Below are 20676 nucleotides of genomic sequence, written 5' to 3'. Positions count from 1 at the left end.
GCTGCTTTAGCGTAGTTAGTCGTAATACTACTAAAAATCAAATTAAATAATAGTAATACCACCAAAAACCTTGATATTTTCTTTACCTCTTTCATAACTCCTCCTCATTTTAATTTTTTATATAATATAAAAAAGCTCTACTAAATTATATAGATTATAAATACTTCATAATTAAGTAGAACTTCTATATATTTTAGTTTATATAAATATTTATTCTAGACCATGGTATTAAGCAATTGTATGTATTAAATTTACTCCTCTTCACTTGTATCTATAAACCTTTTATTAAAATATTTGCTCTTTGATACAAAAATAAAGTATATTACTAAGAATAGATAGAAAGAAACCACTTCAGATTCTGTTGATTGGTATATACTATCTTCTATCATCACAGAAATAAATGCAGATAACATAAACAAGTTAAATATTTTAGTTTCTCTAGGATATATTTTACTAGTAATATTTTTGAAGGCACTTATCCCAACATATATATATATTGCATATGAAATTATAAAACCTACTATACCCATTTCAACAAGTTTCTTAAGTACTCCACTTTCTGTCACTCCAATTGAAAAACTACCTATGCCCTTCGCACCAGTAGCAGCAATGCCTATTCCAAATGTAATATTGCCTTTAACCATCTTCAAGGCATTCTTCCATGCATCTATTCTACCAACATTACCAACATCATTACTCCAGTTAAATATAGATTGAATCCTATGAGCAATAAATTTAAGCAAAGTATTATCTATACTTTCATAGTTTATATTCATTATTATAAACAAAGTCAAAAAAGAAAGTATAGCTAATGTAGAAACTATTATTATTGTTAACTTGACATCTTTCTTTATTAGTATTAAATAAGCAATTAAATAAAAAAACAATCCCCCAATCAATGCAACAAGAGGTCCTCGGGAGCCAGTTGCAAATATACCTAAAAGATATACCAATATTATAATACTATATAAAACTATATATTTAAATTGCTTGCGATATCTATATACATAGTATAAGGCTATAAAACAACATATGCATAGTACAACTCCTGCGTTTAAAAACGATCCAAAAAAAGCTTTTGCTCTTACTATCGTAACTCCGTTAAACGCCATTTTGGTTCCTTCAGTTTCTATAATGTTCTTTTTAGTAATAAACTCATAAATCATAATACAGCTACTAATAAAATTTATTCCAAGAATAAACTTCATAAAAATATCCAATAACCTAATTTCTACAAAGGAGTATAAGGTGAAAAAAATCAAATAATATACTATATATTGATAACCACCATAAAATAATCTTATATTATTATGAAAGAGCACTCCATTTGCAACTACATATAGGAAAAAGATTATATTTAGCACAGTATATACTTCTAAAGTTCTATTTCTATTTCCTCTATTTTTAATAAAGTTCTTATATAAAAAGTACAAGAATCCACTAAAACAAATAACTATAAAACTAATTCTCCCAAAGTAACCTGTATTTAATGCAAATAATTCTATGAGATTAATAAAAAATACAACAAAAATAACTAAAAGGTTTCTAATATTTTTCGTGATGTTCTTATTTATATTAATCATTTAGTTTCACCTCCTTATTGCTCCAAAGTTATTATTCTTATAATCCCTAACTGCTTTTACAGTTGCTGCAATAAGTTCACGTTTACCCTTAATAGCCCAAATTATAATCTTAGCTAATCTAGTAAAATAAAAATACGAGGTATATGTTAACTTATTTTTACTATTGAACTTATGATTAAATAATAATCTATTTCTTGTGTTATAGTATATATAATTAAAGGATTCAGTACCTCCAGTTGAAGCACTAACCTTATGATACAATACTGCAGTTGGCTCATATATTATCTTAAATCCTGAGTTTATAACTCTTGTACAATAGTCAGTATCCTCATAGTATAAAAAATACTCGTCACTCAAAACCCCAACCTCTTTTACGACTTCACTTGGTATCAACAAACAACACCCTGTTGCAAATTCTACTTCTAAAGATTCATCAAAAAGTCCTTCATCTATAGTATCTATCCCCCTTTGAGCAGCCAATCCTTTTCTCCAATTCATCACAGCTCCTGCTGACCAAATGATTTTTTTGTTATCATAATAATATATTTTAGGAGATACTACAGCATTGTTTTTCGAAATTGAAACAGAGACCATCTTTCCTATCATTTGAGAATCTATAACCGTATCATTGTTAAGAAGCATTATAAAATCGGTACCTTTATTCAAGGCATATGAAATCCCAATATTATTACCACCTGAAAATCCTAAGTTAGTATCACTTTTTATTACAGTTATTTTATCACTATATATATCCTCTAATTCTTGAACCGAATTGTCAGTTGAAGCATTATCTACCACTATTACTTCAAAATCATCATATTTTGAGAAAAGTATTGAATCTATGCATTCCTTATTGTATCTCGCTCCATTATAGTTTACTAAAATAATTGACACTCTGTTCAAAGACATAACAACACCTTTCTAGAATTTCTAATTATTAGACACAATATATTTCAACTATAATAGTATTAATACATTGTGTCTAATTAATTTATTATTTATCTACTGATTTTTAATATCTCTTGTACTGCTTCATAAAGATTTTTAAATCTAAAATCACAAATATCTTGTTCATCTATTTGCGATGATCCATATCCAGTATCAACTAGGCAAGTTAATAATCCAAGTTCTTTTCCTGGCTTTATGTCGCTTATTTTATCCCCAATTACAAAAGACCCTTCTGTGTCTATATTATATTTTTCTATGGCCTTTTTGTATAATTGATTATTTGGTTTTCGACAATTACAATCTATCTTATATCTATCTATTCCTGCATCAGGATGATGTGGACAATAAAAAAAATCATCGATATGAGCATTAATTTTCCTCAAGTCATCATTAATCCAATTATGTAAACTAATCACATCATCTTCTTTATAGTAGCCTCGCGCAACACCTGCTTGATTTGTGATTACTATAACCTTATAATTGTTATCATTAAGCAATTTTATTGCTTCATTAGCTTTATATGTATAGGAAAAATCCTCTATCTTATATAAATAATTTTTTTCTACATTTATTGTTCCATCTCTATCTAATATGACGGCTTTGTTCATCTATTTTTCACCAAATAAGGTCTTTTCCACTATATCACAAATTATGTGACCTATCATTATATGAGATTCTTGTACCCTTGGAGTATCTTCTGACGGAACTATAATTGGTAAGTCAGCAAATTCTTTGTTTTCGCCTCCATCCTTACCTAGTAATGCTATTGTATATATTCCCATCTTCTTTGCTTGCTTAAAAGCTCTTGTTATATTTGCAGAATTTCCACTTGTACTTATTCCTATTAAAACATCACCTCTTTTACCCAAACCTTCTACTTGTCTTTGAAATATAAAATTATATTCATAGTCATTTCCTATAGCTGAAATTATTGAAGTATTAGTTGTTAGAGCTATTGCTGGAAGAGATGCTCTTTCCAATCTAAACTTACTTACAAATTCACCAACTATATGTTGAGCATCAGCAGCACTGCCTCCGTTTCCGCAGATAAGTACCTTATTACCATTCTTAAATGCCTCAATAAGTGTATCTGATGCCTTTAATATTTCATCCACATACCTATCATCTTCCGCCATTTTTCTTTTAGCTTCTATGCTTTCATTTATTTGGTTTATTATTAAGTTTCTCATTTTCATATATCCCCTTTCTATCTTGAAACATTAAAACTGTATTTTCCACCATTAGTCATTACATTAACTTCATCATAATCCCAACTATTATCATCTACTATCCAACTCTGAACCCCTTTGTATTCAAAGTTCCAATCCATTATCTGTCCGCCTGCTTTTTGTAATCTTTCTGCAATGATATGCTTTTTATTATATGGACAGTAAACTAATAAATAACCGCCTCCGCCTGCTCCTAATAGTTTGCCACCAAGAGCACCCGCTTCTATAGCTTCATCATATAGCATATCAATCTCAGGATTAGTAATCTTTGTACTCATCTTCTTTTTATTTTCCCAACCATAATGAAGAAGTTTACCAAAATTACTCAAGTTTCCCCTAAGAAGCTCTCTTTTCATTGCATGAGATAAAGCTTTAATCTCATCCATAGCTTTCAAGACATCTACTTCCTTTTTTTCATAGTTACTCATTTGATCATTTATAATATTAGCTGATACATGAATCTTTCCTGTATAGCACATTAATAGATTATGTTCTAATTCATTTATTATATCTCTTTTCACTTTAAGTGGATTAACTATGACATCACTACTTCCATAAAACTCTATAAAGTTAAATCCACCAAAAACAGCAGCATATTGGTCTTGATATCCTCCAGATATTCCCAAATCATTTCTTTCAACTTCATATGCTAACTGTGCAAGATGATATTTATCAATAGCTATATTCTTCCACTTAGCGAGTGCTGCAAGTATTGCAACTACTACTGTAGATGATGTTCCAAGCCCTGATCCTGCTGGTGCATCACATTGAAGATACACTTCACAACCTTCATTAATATTCATAACCTTTAACGCAGCTTTTACTAAATCCAGTTTCCCATTATATACCAAATCTTCATTTAAGTTATACTTTACAGTCATATCAAAGTCTAATGAGTTAACTGTGATTTCATTTGATCCATTTGGTCTAATAGAACAATAAGCGTATTTATTTATTGTACTACTAAGGACACATCCTCCATTCTCATTACAATAAGGCGATATATCCGTTCCACCACCACCAAAACTTACTCTAAGAGGAGCCTTAGCTCTTATTATCATAACTTTCTCTCCTTAACATCACTACAAAACTTTATATAATCTTCAGGTATACCTATATCAATAAAATAATCATCACTCAGAAATGCATATAACATATCTTGCTTAAGTAAATCTGGTATAGTCTCTTTTTCAAGAGAAAATGCTATATCTTCCTTCATTGCCATAATAATTTCTTTATTGATAATATATATACCACCATTTATGTAGCTCGAATTAGACTTAACACCCTTTTCTATAAAATTCTTGATTTTAAAACTACTATCAAACTCGACTGATCCATATCTAGAAGAATCATCAACTTTTCTTAATGCCATAGTAAAAGGTGACTTATTCCCTCTATGAAATTCCAACATATTTTTTAAATCTATATCAAAAAAAGTATCACCATTAAGAATAAGGATTTCATCTTCTACTAATAATTTCTTAGCATTAGCTATTGCTCCTCCAGTACCTAAAAGCTCTTTTTCGATAGAGTATGAAATACTTGAGTCCAAATTTCTTCCATCTCCAAAATAACATTCAATAACTTCACTCTTATATCCCACGGCTAAAACAATATTATTAACTGATGCTTTTACAAGCTTATGTATTAAAAAAGTAAGAAATGGCACTCCATTAACATCAGCCATAGGCTTTGGTCTATCACTTACTATGCTTCTCAACCTTGTCCCTAATCCACCAGCCAAAATAAGACCTTGCATAAAATCACATCCTATAATATATAATCTTTTAATATTTGTTTATTTTTTTCAAAGCCATAGTTATCATTTATGAAACTCATACCATTTTTCTTAATAGTTTCTCTTTGTGTTATATCATTCTTCAAATTATTTATCTTATAAGCAAAATCTTTAGGATTATCAGTAATAATGATATCCCTTTCATTTTTGGCATATATACCTTCTGCTCCGATAGTAGTAGTTATTACTGGAATTCCATTAGCCATACTTTCTAAAACTTTTATTTTAACACCAGCCCCCAATCTAAGTGGCACTATTGACAAATCCATCAATTGAAAATATTCGGCTGGATCCTCTACAAAGCCAGTTACAGTTATATTTTCAGATTCCAATTTTTTAATTTGATCGCTTGGATTTGCTCCAATTATAAAAAATTTAATATTTTTCTTATCTACTTGTTCCCATATACTTTTTACAAAGTACATTACAGCATCTTCATTTTCTTTTCTATTCATTGCTCCCCAGAACATTAAATTAAAGCCTTCATGTTTTTTTTGACCCATCTCCCATTTATTAATAAATGGATATAAAGCTTCTACTCCAATAATATCTTTAAGTAATTCTTTATCTTTTTCATTAACAGTATACACCTTATCAATATTCTTTAAAGCAGTTAACTCATAACTCTTTAATCTACTATACTCAAATCTGTAAAACATCTTTTTTATTCCACTTGTATTTTTTATTTTCCTATCAAGGCCTAAAAAAGAAACATCTTGCTCTAGAGATATAATTCTGCAATCTTTAAAAAGTTTTTGGATACATTTATAATAGTTTAAGTTTTGAGTATAATCTAATATTACATAGTCGTATTTCTTTGTATTAGCTAAGCTTCTTATTTTTTGCAAAACTCTACTATCATATCTTACTGATGCTATTGAAGGAATAAATGGCGATTTCAACACATTAAATAATTTTCTTTTCTTTGATAACTTAAACAGATATTGATTATCTGTTATTGTGCTTACTTCAAGGGCTTCATTTTCATTCTCACCATCATTGATAGTGCATAACAAATCAACCTTACTCTTCAACTCTTCCCGTAGTATTTTTATAAAATTATATGAAAAGTTCACTCCAGCTTGAGGTGCGTTACTTTTAGGTATAAATGAAGATATAAATAAAGTATTCAATTCTTCCCCACCTCTATCTTTTTAATTATAAATTCTTCTCTTCCTTTACACTTATGTCTGCCTATGCTTATTTCTTGTATAAACTCAAAGGGGATTTACTCCCCCATAAATTATGCATTATACATCTTATTATAATACTTTTGATATTCCCCAGAAGTAACATTTTCCATCCACTGTCTATTCTCTAAATACCACTGAATAGTCTTTACTATTCCAACTTCAAAAGTAGTTTCAGGATACCAACCTAATTCTTCTTTTATTTTATCAGGTGCTATACCGTATCTTCTATCATGACCTTTTCTATCTTCTACATACTTTATTAAATCTTCTGTCACAGTTTCATCAACATTATCATGTATATGTTTTATAACAGTTTTAACTATTTGAATGTTAGTTCTTTCATTATGTCCACCAACATTATAAACTTCGCCAACTCTTCCGTCTCTTACAACCATATCTATAGCCTTACAGTGATCTTCTACATAAAGCCAGTCTCTTATATTAAGACCATCACCATATACAGGAAGATCTTTATGGTTTAAGCAGTTATTGATAAGTAATGGTATTAATTTTTCTGGGAAATGATATGGTCCATAATTGTTTGAGCATCTTGTTATAGTTACTGGCATATTGAAAGTATCAAAATAAGCCTTAACCATAAAGTCAGCTCCAGCCTTACTTGAAGAGTATGGACTATGAGGATCTAGTGGAGTTGTTTCCATAAAGTATCCAGTGTCTCCAAGTGAACCGTAAACTTCATCAGTAGATACCTGATGATATCTTACTCCTGCTTTCCATCCATTTTCTCTTTCCCATGCATTTTTAGCACAGTTTAATAGGTTAACAGTTCCTAAAACATTTGTGTTCGCAAATATTTCTGGTTCCTTTATACTTCTATCAACATGTGATTCAGCTGCAAAGTTAACAACATAATCTATATCATATTTATCAAAAAGTTCTGTAACTAATTCCTTATCACATATATCTCCTTGAACAAATATATGATTAGGATTTCCCTGTATATCCTTTAGATTTTCAAGATTTCCTGCATAAGTAAGCTTATCTAAATTAACTATTTTAACATCATTGTATTTTTTAAGCATGTAAAGTACAAAATTTGAACCTATGAATCCAGCTCCACCTGTAACTAAATATGTTTTCATAAGATTATTCTCCTTTATATTCAAATGGTACGTCTAATTCTTTTAAAGTCTTTTGCTTCTTATCTTTGTCTGATAAAAGAAGTTCTTCTATTCCATCAAGTGGCCATTCTACGCCCACTTCTGGATCATTCCATAAAAGTCCACTATCGTATTCTGGTGCATAGTAATCAGTACATTTATAGTTAAATACAGCTTCATCTGATACTACTAAGAATCCATGTGCAAAACCTTCTGGTACGTAAAATTGTCTTTTGTTTTCAGCTGTAAGAAGAACCCCTTCCCACATACCAAAAGTCGGAGAGCCTTTTCTAAGATCTACAGCTACATCATAAACAGCACCTTGGGTAGCTCTTACAAGTTTTCCTTGAGTGTGCTTAGTTTGAAAGTGTAAACCTCTTAATACACCTTTTTTAGATTTTGATTCATTATCCTGAACAAACTCCATCTTTAAACCAGCTTCAAAAAAGTCCTTTTTACTGTAGGTTTCCATAAAATAACCTCTATGATCTCCAAATACAGTAGGTTCAATTATATATAAATCTTTTATCTTAGTTTCTATAAATTTAAATTTTCCCATCGTAACTCACCTTCATATAAGAGTATTATTTTTTCTTATTTTCTACTTCTTCAACTACATCTATTAAGTACTGACCATAACCAGTCTTCATAAGTGGCTTTGCAAGTTCTCTTACTTCCTCTGAGCTTATCCAACCTTTTCTAAATGAAATTTCCTCTAGACAAGCGATGTAAGTTCCTTGAGTATTTTGAACTGCTTCAACAAAGTTAGAAGCTTGAAGCATCGAACCATGTGTTCCTGTATCTAACCAAGCAAGGCCTCTACCTAAAAGTTCAACCTTTAAAGTTCCTTCTTCCATATATACCTTGTTTAAATCAGTTATTTCTAACTCTCCTCTTGGTGATGGTTTTAGTGCCTTAGCTTTTTCTACTACAGAGTTGTCATAGAAATAAAGCCCTGGAACTGCATACTTTGACTTAGGTTTTTCTGGTTTTTCTTCTAAAGAAACGACATTACCGTTATCATCAAATTCAACTACTCCGAAGGCCTTTGGATTTTGTACATAATAACCAAACACCATTGCACCTTTTTCTAAAGCAGCTGCTGTTTTTAGATTATCACTAAATCTTTGACCATAGAAGATATTATCTCCTAAAATCATAGCAACATTATCATCTCCAATAAATTCTTCACCTATTATAAAAGCTTCAGCAAGTCCATTAGGTGCTTCCTGTATAGCATACTCAATTTTAAGACCTAGTTCAGATCCATCTTTAAATAACTCCTCAAAATTAACAATATCTCTTGGTGTAGATATGATTAATATTTCTCTTATACCAGCTAACATTAATACAGACATTGGATAATATATCATTGGTTTATCATATATAGGAACCATTTGCTTTGACATTGCTTTAGTTACTGGATACAATCTTGTACCTGATCCACCTGCTAATATTATACCTTTCATTTAAACATCTCCCCTTATTTTTGTCCAATATTGTTTATTTAAAGAATATTTAATTCTTCTATTTAAAGATAGTTTTTCATATCTTTCCCCTAAATAACTTCCAATAAATCTTGAAGCAAAATTTGGTACTACATTTATGATAACTTTAATATTTAACTCTTGAAAAGATCTCTTTAATACATATTTAAGTAAATTTACACCACTTTGATTTCCATTGTATTCAAGAAAGACTGAATTCTGCTTAAAGAATACACCAGTATCAAAATATCTATTAAATAGCTGTTTTAAAGTAAAAGTATGAGAATGATACACCTCTGAATCAGAGCAATACTTTATCTTGTAACCATTTGTAACCAGCTTGTGGGCTAAATACATATCCTCATTTATTATAAGATCTTTGCCATCATATCCATTTAATTTTTTATAAACAGAAGCTGTTACTGCCGATGATGCATCAGAATAAAAAAATGTAATAAGACCTAAGCTTTTTATATCATCTTTTGATACTACCCTAGATTCTTTAGGGTAATTTTTTTCTCTAATATATTTTTCTATAGACAAATTCTGGCATATTTGTCTACTGAAACTAGCATCACACTCTCCTATTATTATGGGATTAACTAAGTTCTTCAGCCAATTTTCATCCTTCATAATTACATCTTGAGATATAAACACTATAATATCTTCATTTGTCTTAAAGGCCATCCTCTCTCTAGTGCTACTATGAGAAAACTGTCCTTTTTTTACTATTTGGTAATTTACCTTCATTTCATCTAATATACTCTTTGTACTATCGTTTGATTCTGTTAGAACATAATTTATATTTACCTCAAAGTTACATTTTTGTCTCAACAAATTTTCATGTAATCCTTTAATATACTTCTCAGCATTATATAAAGGACAAATTATTGCCACCTTCATGTATACTGCTCCTTTTCTATTTTAGCTTATGTATTCATACTTATATCCTCCAAATGAGAGCAATAAAATTATAAATCAATCTAGCATATACCGAGGTTAATATGAATATAATGTTACTTAGTAACATATATATTAGCTCAGCATTTATATTATATAATTATTTTCAATAAGTTGTCTATTTTACACATTTTAATTTTTCATTAATAAACGATGCAGTTCATGGATTATTTGTGGCCAATAAAAATTCTTATATGCGTATTCACTTATATACTGAAAATCTTTCTGTCCAAGATCTTTATTATTACATATTTCTATAATCGCTTTTGCTGTATCTTCAATATCTTCAATACCAACTATTCTTCCTACTTTTTCATCTTTAACTATAGTAGTTGAAGCTTCATGATCTGAAGTTATTATAAAGCAGCCATGCATTTCAGCCTCCACAAATACTAAACCAAAACTTTCGTATCTTGAGGTCAAACAAAATATCTTCGCCTCATTATAATATTTAACTAATTCATCCTCATTTTCGACATTTCCTACTAAATCAATTTTATCTTTCATCTGAGGATAAGATATAAAAAAATTGTTTAGGTAGCCATTAAAGTCCTCATCTACTGGTCCTACTAACTTTAATCTCCATCCATTTATATATTCAGAAGCTTTTACAAACGCTTCAAGTAGTATGTCAGTAGCTTTTTGATACGCACCTATTCTTCCTACGCTTAAAAGCACATTATCTTTACTTTCAAAACTTGTTACTTTGTTGCCATCATCATAAAATCCATTTGGCAGATAATCCACCTTTATGTTCCAATCATTTTCTATTAATTTTTGTATTTTTTCATTTTCTACTGTGATAAGATCACAATTCTTTAATATATAATTTTTAAACTTCTGCTTAAAACTCTTTTGATGATACTTATATATGTTAATGTTATGATCTGCATCCAACTTAAGATATATCTTTCCTTTAGGATTAAGCAACTTATATGCAAGCATCCACTTAAAATTTCTCGGTGATGTAACATGATATAAATTTAGAACATCTATATTCTTAGCATTCTTTATTATGAATTTTAAAAAATCCTTAGTATCATCCTTTTCTTTAGGAACAGTTATAAGTTTTGTACCTTTTAGTTGTTCTTTATTGTAGTTCATCTCATTTTCATAACATACTATAGTTGAATCATAACCTTTAAGTGAATGGAGTAAAATCGGGATCATCCCTACATCCTTTTTTATATGTATGTTCTTAAATTCAGGAAAAACAGTATAAAATCTCATACATTATCCCTTCCTTATCTTTTTCTTTATACTTCTTAGCATATATATTAATTTTCTAATCCAATCTATCTCATATGAAAATGGATCAAAAACATAGTCAGGTCTTTTTATATAAAGAACTTCTGGAAATTTAAAATTCTCATCAAACTTATAATCCCAATCTGATAAAATTTTCTTTCTTCTGTACCCTATTTCCATATCTCCATATATATTAGAAGATCTCTGTAATAATGAGGTATGTAGATAGCTTCCATTCATAATTTCAATATTCCATTTGCTTTCCTGTACAGGTTTATTTAAGTAGTCAAAATAACCTTCAACCCCATAATCACCACCACAATGTATTCCAGTAATTTTCTTTGAATAGACTCTTATAGTTAAACTTCCAGTTACCTCTTTTATAGTATAAGTTTCTCTTTTAAAATCCCTATAATGATATATATCCCCAGCACAATTTATGAATTTATTGGCTATTAAGTATGGAGGATTGGAACTTCGAATAGCATTAATTACTTCTTTAATCGAATTTTCATACCATATCTCATCCCCATCTACCACAATGAAATAATCAGTTTCTGTCATTGAAATTTGTTCTTCTCTTATATGATAAAAATTCTGTTTATCTACTGCACCTTTTTCTTCAAATACAATTTTGCTACTATATCTTTCATTAGACATGATATCTTTAATAATCTTAACAGTATCATCAGATGAACCTGTATCAAAAATGATTAGCTTATCAACATAATCTATTACAGACATTATGCTAAACCATATCCATCTATCTTCATTTTTAACCACCATATGACCAGTTAAATTGTTAATCATATATAAACTAACCTTCCTTTTTAATATTAATTCTATAACCTATAATACTTACTACTAAACCTATTATTTGAGCAAGTAAAAATGTCATAGAAGCTCCTATTGCACCATACCTTGGAAGCAATAGAACATTAAATGTTATAGTTGTTACTAACCCTACAGCAGCTGCTATACAGAATATATACGGTTTATTCATCGCATAAAGTGCACCATTAAACGGAATTGTCCAAACAAAGAATATTATTGATACAAGTATAATATCTAAAGGCAATATTGAATTAGCATACTTATTACCAAATATCAAGTATATTGCCGGTTTTGCAAAAACAATACTTATTAATATTATTCCAGTAACAAAAACTACAAATTTTGTGATTTTGTTAATATTATTTTTAAGATGTTGTTTGCTAGTTAAAGTAGCTAGTATCGGATTTAGCACTTGAGCATATGATGAACAAATCATAAGTATTGGCTTAGTCATCTTCATCGCTAAATCATAGTATGAAACCTGTTCCTTAGATGCATAAGTAGATAACATAAATACATCTACCTTTGACTGCATAATCGACATTATAGACCACATAAGCATCCACATACCGAATGAATTAAAGTTTTTTACGACATCTAAATGAAAAGGCTTATATCTAAATACGTTCACTATGCTTATGTTAGCTAATCTATAAGAAATTATCATTGAGATAAGCAAACATGCCACGTTAACAGCTACAATATTTATCACGCTAAGAGTGTTAGTAAAATAAAGCATAAGTATGAGTATTAGTAAAATTAAATTACTTAAAACTATGGAATAGAAATATTTCTTATACCATCTTCTACCTTGCAGGATAGAATTATTTAAACTATTCACTAAAGAAAAACCAATTCCAAAAGCTGAAATAATAAAATACAAATTATACTTTGTGCTACTAAAAAAATATATTGATATGTACTTTGAGAATATAATTATAGCTAATATCACTATTAACGAATTTCTAAACTTCTTTTTAAGAGCCATATTAACTATTTCAAGTTCCTTATCGTACTCGTTCTGAGAATAATATTGTGAGCTAAATCTTATTACCGCCCCATTCATCCCCATATCAGACAACTCTATAACAGTATATATAAGTGTCATTACTATAGTATATATCCCATAATCTTCAACACTCAAAGTTTTGGTTGCAATAATTACAAAAATAAAGGATTCTAGTTGTGATATTATATTAGCTGTCAAAACAAATGACATAGATCTAAAAACACTTCCTATTAAATAACTTTTTAACTTATCTACGATTTTCATTTTTCTGTATAGTCCTCTCAAAAAGTTCTTTATAACTTAGTGCTGATTTATTCCAATCAAATAATTCTGCTCTCTTTCTTGGTATATCTCCCCAATCAGTATCCAGTGCACTTTTTATTTTTTCCGAATATTCCTCAGCATTGGAACAGTCACAATAAAGTCCAGCTTGTCCTATTATTTCTCTTCTAACTTCATCATCTGGTGCTACTATTGGCAAATTAGATGCTAAGGCTTCCAGATATACAATTCCAAAAGGTTCGTTTAAAGAAGGTAACACAAATAAATCAGCCATGTGATAATAATTCATTATCTCTTCATAAGGTACTGCATTTATAGTAAATCTTTCTTTAAGTTTTTCCATTCCTTTCTCACTTATCTTATCCTGAAGCTCTCCTCTTCCTAGTATTACTAGTTTTACATCTTCTAACATGGAGACAGCATCAATAGTCAAGTTATGTCGTTTAAATTCAGTTAAGGCTCCAACAGAAACAATTGTCTTTTGATCGTTGTTTTTATCGTGCTTCATCTCAAATTTATTCAAGTTAATACCATTATATATTGTAGTTACGTTCACACTAAACTCCCTAGCCCAAGATTCATTATTTTTAGTAAGAGCAACATACATATCTGGCTCTTGCATTAATATTTGTTCCTCACCATATCCTATACCACCATGACCGGTGTAAATAAATGGTGTTGATTTCTTATCTCTAAGCTTTTTTGAGTATATAGCTCCCCATATACCATTGTTAGGAAATAAAAGATCGTAATCTTTGTCATTTATGTAATCTTTAAAAACTTTCTGAGTAAACTTTCTCTGATACAAAATATCAGGAATTAAAAAGTAAAAAAACCTATTAATTATCTTGTAGTAAAGCCCACATTTATTGAATTGTTTTTCATGCATACGATGAAATAAAGACTTTTTAATATCTATACGAATTATATTTTCTTTTATATCGTCAACCATTCCAGTTGCGTATATATCTATTTCAAAATCATCTCGTAACTTCTTAACTAGTTCTATTACAAAAGATTCTACTCCTCTATTTATTACACCCAAATGAGTTGCTAGAATAGCAATTTTTTTCATTAGATCCTCCTAATAATTATCATTTATATATGCAAACCCATATCTCTTATCTATTTTACCTGTTAAACCATGGTAATAATAAATTAATACCTTAAATGAAGATTTCCCTTTTAAAATCATATATATCTCTCTGCAATATATATATATTAAGAATTTTATAAAGCTCATTGTACTTTCCAAGTTTCTTTTTTCAAATAAGACCAAATTTCTATTCATGAAGTAGCCACTTAAACCACCTATTCTGCTAATACTTGCTGATCCTTTATGGTACACTCTTTCCTTGGTATAGCAACAAACCTTATATCCTATTTTTTTTATTTTCAAACAAAATTCAGTTTCCTCATAGAACAAAAAATAATTCTCTGGTATAAAACCAACCTCATCTATGATACTACTTTTAAATAAAAGACAAGCTCCACCAACGTAGTCACATTCAATTACATCATTATACAATTCCGATATATCTTTCCCATTGTTTATTGCTGGAGCTTCACCTTTACTTAAATCAATAAGTGCTCCTGAGCTTTGAATTTTGTTTCTATCCATATATTCACATATAGTTGGCCCACATACACCTATATTTGTATTCGCTTCCATATAAAGAATCATTTTTGTCAAAAAATCTTTTTCTACTATAACATCATTGTTGATTACACATATATAATCAGCCTCTCGATCTAAAGCAACCCTAATACCCATATTATTTCCAGCCGCATATCCTAAATTTTTACCAGTTTGTATAAATGTATGTTCTGGAAACTTCTTCTGAATTATTTCCTGAGAATTATCTGATGAGTTGTTATCCACTATAATAATTTCATAATTATTATAGTCTATATTGTTTAAGCTTTCGATGCATTCTATAGTATCCTTAATCCCATTATAATTTAATAATATTATACAAACTTTTGGTTCATTAAACATAAAAACTCCTATTTATAGACAAATTTAATAAAATCTCTTACTCTGCTACTCCATGAATTATTCTTAGCAAAAGCTATCCTTTTAAGCTTAAATTCTTCATTTTCCTTAAAAGCTTGCAGCATTGAATCTTCAAATTCTTTTTCACTATTATATGTATATATTAAATCTCCAAACTTCTTCGTTTCACTATAATCTGTAGTAATAACCGGTTTTCCCAAGGCTAGATACTCGTATACTTTTACAGGGTTAACAGACTTTACTACATCATTAAGTACAAAAGGCATTATTGTTATATCGAACGAATCTATTAAAGATGGTACCATATCATAAGGCTTGGTTCCTAATATCTTTATATTACTAATATTAGAAATACTATCAATAGCAACATTATTCTCGACAGGACCGATAATATAAAAATCTATATCAACATATTTAACAGCCATATTCTTTATAAGTTGAAAATCAAACCAATGACTTACTGTACCTATGTATCCAATACTCTTTTTATTTTTATTTACTATTCCTTCTGTAAGTGGTGTAATTTTATCTACATCAAAGTTCGAAAGATCTACTCCATTATTTATCATGTTAATTTTGCTATCTATATTTTTGTATTTTGATTTCATCGTCTCTAGAAGTGCCTCACTTGAGACAATTATATTATCAGCTAATTTCATTAGTTTCTTTTCGTTTTTTATTAAGTCACTATCACCATTCCCAAAAGCTATGTAATTATCCATACAATCGTATACTATTTTGACTGTATTAATTATTTGGTGTGGTATGTAGTCTAGCTGATTCGGATGAGTTATAACCAAAGTATCAAACTCATTTTCCGAATTAATTTCTTTTATCCAGTTTTTTTGCAGTGAATTATTTAATCTTTTAATTACATTTATTTTATACTGAAAAGGCAATATCTTCCTTCTAATTACTGTAAGATTATTTTTTTTAAATATAGTTTTATTTATATAAATACTATCGCCTTTGCTATGCATGTAAATTGTATTAGAATTCTTTTTCCAAGGTTGTGGATGATAATAAGTTACCTGATTATCTTCAGATAGTAAATATGCAAAATGATGAGGCCTCTGTTTTATCCAAAACCAGTCTACAAGAGAGCAATAAAGTATTTTATGCATATAATATTTTCTCCTCCAAATTAACTTTTATATTCTTATAATAAATAATAGCTATAGTACTAATAATTACTATAGCTATTATTATGAGCACTTAATTATGTATGTACACACAAAAGTAACGATATCGAATTTAAGTATATAAAACATATTTAATGAATTTCATACCCCCAAATCCAACTACCTAAGTTTATTAACTTCTATTTGTATTGAACAAACTACATTGCTCCTTCACCATTTATCACGGAAAAGACAGTTTTTATTATAATCTTTATATCTAACACTAACGATCTATTGTCTATATAATACATATCCATAAGTACTCTTTCCTCATAGGTTGTATCACTTCTACCATTAGCCTGCCAATAACCAGTCAGCCCTGGCTTTACAGAAACCAGCTTATTTGCATATGTACCATATTTCTCTATTTCATTATCAACAATTGGCCTTGGTCCTACCACAGACATATTCCCAATAAGTATATTAAATAGTTGTGGCAACTCATCTAGACTTGTCCTTCTTAAGAAATTCCCAGCTTTCGTAATTCGAGGATCATTCTCTAGCTTAAAGTTAATTTGAAATTCTTTCTTTTGTTCAGGCGTAAAATTTTCAAACACTTCATCAGCATTTCTTACCATCGATCTAAATTTATAAACTTTTATCGTTCTGCCGTTTTTACCAATTCTTTTATGTCCAAAAATCGCTGGTCCTTTTGAATCTAATTTCACCCATAATATTAGAACTAAAAACACCGGAGAAAGTAGTACTACCCCTAATAAAGCACTAAAAAAATCAAAAAGCCTTTTTATGACTCTATATACGTAATTCTCTTCTTTTTCTATCGTTTTATCTTTAACAATAATATTAACATTGTCCATAACTTGCATAACCACATCCTCCATGTATATATAGTCCACATTGAATATTATATATTTAATAGAATTCTTTGTCCACAACAGTACTCAATCCTACTTTTGCCATTTTTCATCTAACTCAAAACCTATATAATATTTTACACTAATTTGTTGAATTAATAAATTCAATATGACTAAAAAAATATACATATTATCAACATATATCTCGTTTTGTACCTTTTATATGTAATTCTTATAGACCTTTTTATAATATTATTAAATCTTTTTTTAAAAAGCATATTTCTTAGTGCAATATGTTTACTAATTTCTTCTTTGTAGTACCATTTGTTAAGTTTATAAGTTTTTTGTCACTGCCGCTTCCTCAAGTACTTCATCAACTTCTAATACGTCAGCTATTCTCTTACATGCAAATCCATCCCCATATGGATTACTTGCACGACTCATCTTTTCATATTGGGATTTATCTTCTAATAATAATTTGAATGCATTATAAATAACCCCTTCATCAGTTCCAACAAGCTTCAATGTACCAGCTTCAACCCCCTCAGGTCTCTCTGTAGTGTCTCTCATAACTAATACTGGCTTACCTAAACTCGGTGCTTCTTCCTGTATTCCGCCACTATCAGTTAATATTAAATAAGATCTAGATAAAAAATTATGAAAATCAAGAACTTCTAAAGGCTCAATAATCCTTATCCTATCACAACCACCAAGAACTTCATTTGCAGCATCTCTTACTGCTGGATTCATATGAATAGGATATATAACCTTTATATCCTCATACTCATCAACAATTCTTTTAATTGCTCTAAACATATTTTTCATTGGTTCACCTAGGTTTTCTCTTCTATGGGCAGTTATCATTATCAATCTACTGTCTGATGCCCACTCCAATTGGTCGTGAGAATAATCAACTCTTACAGTAGTCTTTAACGCATCAATAGCTGTATTACCAGTTACATAAATTGATTTAATGTCTTTTCCCTCTTTAATTAGATTACTCTTAGACATTTCTGTTGGTGCAAAATTATAATTAGCTACAATTCCAACAGCTTGACGATTGAACTCCTCTGGATATGGTGAGTAAATATTATACGTTCTAAGTCCCGCTTCAACATGCCCAACTGGAATCTGCATATAAAAACATGCCAAGGCTGTAACAAAAGTTGTTGATGTATCTCCATGCACCAAAACTACATCTGGCTTAACTTCTTCCAAAACCTCCTTAATCTTTTCAAGTATGTTTATAGTTACATCAAATAAAGTTTGTTTTGCTTTCATAACTGAAAGATCATAATCTGGCTTTATGTTAAATGCCTGCATAACTTGGTCTAACATTTGTCGATGCTGACCACTTACACATACTATAGTTTCTAATTTGTCTCGTTGCTTCAGTTCTTGAACTAATGGACACATCTTTATAGCCTCAGGTCTTGTACCAAATACAACCATAATCTTTTTCTTCATACAATATCTCCTTACTTTTCATGTTTTACATTAATTCTATTTAAACTCCTTAAAAGCTTAACAACTACATTATAACTATATCTACAAATTTGTGCACTATAATTACTAATTGAAATATAGTTTTTAAAAATCAATTTAAATTCTTTTTCTTCAATATTTTTCCCTACTTAAATATATAACTTATGTTATAAAATCAGCCAATACACTTAAAACAATAATTAACAATATATTCTTTTTGCAATTATCATGTTATAATAGCCGTGGATAAATGTATACAAAAGGGGTGTTACTATTGAAAATTGAGGAAAGATCAAACTATGCCGATATCTTAAAAGGAATAGCCATTATAACAGTAGTAATGGGACATTGTGGAGCAAAAGGATATCAAATTATTTACTTATTCCACATGCCTATATTCTTTTTTATAAGCGGATATTTTTACAAGGAAGATTATTCAAGCTCTCCTTTTAGTTTATTAAAAAAACGTCTAAAATCTTTATATTTACCTTTTATAAAATACGAATTTATATTTTTAGTATTAAATAACCTAATTTACAAAATAGGCATTATTGATAGCACTGAAAAAATATATTCGTTTACTAGTGTAGCAAAAAGTGCTGTACATATTTTTCTTTTTGATGGAACAGAGTTATTACTAGCTCCATTTTGGTTTGTCACCTCATTATTTATTGTAAACATGTTATTCTGTTTAATTTCATATTGCAATAGAAACTTCAGTTTTAAAGAGTCAATAAGATGTATAACTATATTAGTATTCTTTATATTAGGAATTTATTTAACAAAAATGCATATAAACATCAAAAGCAGCAGATATGGTAGTGAAATTTTTAATGTTTCATTTGTCGCCCTATTGTTCTTTTATATAGGCTTCACTTACAAAAAAATAGAGCCAAAGGTTCCTATGAATATTCTGACTTCAATCACTGCATTTGGTATATTATATCATAATTCAAAACTAAATTATTTCATAGATATGAGAACTAATTCTTATCCGAGTATTAGTATGTTTATAGTAAATGCACTTTTAGGTATATACGTTATGATTTATTTATCTAAGGAAATTAATCGAATTAATTTTAAATTTAATTTGATATCTTATATAGGAAAAAATACTTTGATTATATTAGCTTTACATCTAACATGTTTTAAACTTGTAGGAATGCTTCAAATTATATTATATAAGTTGCCGTTTGATAATTTAAATAAGTTTGGAGTTGTAGCTTTTATAGATAATTGGTGGATCGCATATACATTAGTAGGTGTATTTATACCATTAGCTATTCAATACTTATTTATTGATAAGGCACGAAATATCACTTTGAGAATTAGAAAAACAGAAAATATCACACTTTAATATATGAAACTTAACGATACTTTTTTCTTTACTTTATCTTTGAAGAATAAGGTGTTGTGTTATCAAAAAAATATCAGTGTTTAATATTGCTAAACACTGATATTTTTTCATGCTATTTTATGGCAC

20 protein-coding genes are annotated in these 20676 nt (G+C 29.1%); 1 reads left to right on the top strand and 19 read right to left on the bottom strand.

Translation table 11 applies throughout. The features are described from left to right. Positions 1–251 precede the first annotated feature (251 nt). The 19 genes from OCU55_RS20475 to wecB all read right to left on the bottom strand — a co-directional run bounded on the left by OCU55_RS20475 (position 252) and on the right by wecB (position 19175). Positions 252–1583, bottom strand: a complete 1332-nt coding sequence (locus tag OCU55_RS20475; RefSeq protein WP_261854151.1) for an O-antigen ligase family protein — start codon at positions 1581–1583, stop codon at positions 252–254. A gap of 6 nt (positions 1584–1589) precedes the next feature. Beyond that, positions 1590–2492 (bottom strand): glycosyltransferase family 2 protein, encoded by a 903-nt coding sequence (locus tag OCU55_RS20470; protein WP_261854150.1) that lies wholly within the window; start codon positions 2490–2492, stop codon positions 1590–1592. A gap of 89 nt (positions 2493–2581) precedes the next feature. Next, complete coding sequence (locus tag OCU55_RS20465; RefSeq protein WP_261854149.1) at positions 2582–3139, bottom strand: D-glycero-alpha-D-manno-heptose-1,7-bisphosphate 7-phosphatase; 558 nt, start codon at positions 3137–3139, stop codon at positions 2582–2584. Further along, positions 3140–3721, bottom strand: coding sequence for a D-sedoheptulose 7-phosphate isomerase (gene gmhA, locus OCU55_RS20460; RefSeq protein ID WP_261854148.1), 582 nt, complete (start codon positions 3719–3721; stop codon positions 3140–3142). A 17-nt stretch (positions 3722–3738) separates the two neighbouring features. After that, complete coding sequence (locus tag OCU55_RS20455; RefSeq protein ID WP_261854147.1) at positions 3739–4821, bottom strand: GHMP family kinase ATP-binding protein; 1083 nt, start codon at positions 4819–4821, stop codon at positions 3739–3741. Next, positions 4818–5522 (bottom strand): nucleotidyltransferase family protein, encoded by a 705-nt coding sequence (locus OCU55_RS20450; RefSeq protein WP_261854146.1) that lies wholly within the window; start codon positions 5520–5522, stop codon positions 4818–4820. Before OCU55_RS20450 ends, OCU55_RS20455 begins: the two co-directional genes overlap by 4 nt. Before the next feature lie 11 nt (positions 5523–5533). Beyond that, positions 5534–6694 (bottom strand): glycosyltransferase, encoded by a 1161-nt coding sequence (locus OCU55_RS20445; RefSeq protein ID WP_261854145.1) that lies wholly within the window; start codon positions 6692–6694, stop codon positions 5534–5536. 110 nt (positions 6695–6804) lie between these two features. Beyond that, positions 6805–7857 (bottom strand): dTDP-glucose 4,6-dehydratase, encoded by a 1053-nt coding sequence (gene rfbB / locus OCU55_RS20440; RefSeq protein ID WP_261854144.1) that lies wholly within the window; start codon positions 7855–7857, stop codon positions 6805–6807. Between the two features lie 4 nt (positions 7858–7861). Further along, positions 7862–8434, bottom strand: a complete 573-nt coding sequence (gene rfbC, locus OCU55_RS20435; RefSeq protein ID WP_261854143.1) for a dTDP-4-dehydrorhamnose 3,5-epimerase — start codon at positions 8432–8434, stop codon at positions 7862–7864. Between the two features lie 25 nt (positions 8435–8459). Continuing rightward, complete coding sequence (gene rfbA / locus OCU55_RS20430) at positions 8460–9344, bottom strand: glucose-1-phosphate thymidylyltransferase RfbA (RefSeq protein ID WP_261854142.1); 885 nt, start codon at positions 9342–9344, stop codon at positions 8460–8462. Next, entirely contained in the window at positions 9345–10265 is a 921-nt protein-coding gene (locus OCU55_RS20425; protein WP_261854141.1) for a glycosyltransferase family 2 protein, read from the bottom strand. Between the two features lie 189 nt (positions 10266–10454). Beyond that, the gene (locus OCU55_RS20420) at positions 10455–11552 is read right to left on the bottom strand and encodes a glycosyltransferase family 4 protein (RefSeq protein ID WP_261854140.1); all 1098 of its coding nucleotides are present in this window, start codon (positions 11550–11552) and stop codon (positions 10455–10457) included. Between the two features lie 3 nt (positions 11553–11555). Further along, entirely contained in the window at positions 11556–12380 is an 825-nt protein-coding gene (locus OCU55_RS20415; RefSeq protein WP_261854139.1) for a glycosyltransferase, read from the bottom strand. Between the two features lie 7 nt (positions 12381–12387). Next, complete coding sequence (locus OCU55_RS20410; protein WP_261854138.1) at positions 12388–13677, bottom strand: oligosaccharide flippase family protein; 1290 nt, start codon at positions 13675–13677, stop codon at positions 12388–12390. Beyond that, entirely contained in the window at positions 13661–14770 is a 1110-nt protein-coding gene (locus OCU55_RS20405; RefSeq protein WP_261854137.1) for a glycosyltransferase family 4 protein, read from the bottom strand. The genes OCU55_RS20410 and OCU55_RS20405 overlap by 17 nt, the downstream gene beginning before the upstream one ends. Positions 14771–14779: 9 nt before the next feature. Further along, positions 14780–15694 carry a glycosyltransferase family 2 protein gene (locus OCU55_RS20400; protein ID WP_261854136.1) on the bottom strand — a complete coding sequence of 305 codons (915 nt, stop codon included), beginning with the start codon at positions 15692–15694 and terminating at the stop codon, positions 14780–14782. A gap of 8 nt (positions 15695–15702) precedes the next feature. Further along, positions 15703–16836, bottom strand: coding sequence for a glycosyltransferase (locus OCU55_RS20395; RefSeq protein WP_261854135.1), 1134 nt, complete (start codon positions 16834–16836; stop codon positions 15703–15705). 215 nt (positions 16837–17051) lie between these two features. Beyond that, entirely contained in the window at positions 17052–17711 is a 660-nt protein-coding gene (locus OCU55_RS20390; protein ID WP_345795605.1) for a sugar transferase, read from the bottom strand. 330 nt (positions 17712–18041) lie between these two features. Next, the gene (wecB, locus tag OCU55_RS20385; RefSeq protein ID WP_261854133.1) at positions 18042–19175 is read right to left on the bottom strand and encodes a non-hydrolyzing UDP-N-acetylglucosamine 2-epimerase; all 1134 of its coding nucleotides are present in this window, start codon (positions 19173–19175) and stop codon (positions 18042–18044) included. Between the two features lie 292 nt (positions 19176–19467). Between wecB and OCU55_RS20380 the strand changes: the two genes are divergently transcribed. Then, positions 19468–20550, top strand: a complete 1083-nt coding sequence (locus OCU55_RS20380) for an acyltransferase family protein (RefSeq protein ID WP_261854132.1) — start codon at positions 19468–19470, stop codon at positions 20548–20550. Positions 20551–20676: the final 126 nt, after the last annotated feature.

The organism is Clostridium folliculivorans, assembly GCF_024341905.1.
Taxonomy (GTDB): Bacteria; Bacillota; Clostridia; order Clostridiales; family Clostridiaceae; genus Clostridium_AR; species Clostridium_AR folliculivorans.
The sequence above is the reverse complement of the archived record's forward strand: the minus strand, read 5'-3'. Positions and strand labels throughout refer to the sequence as shown.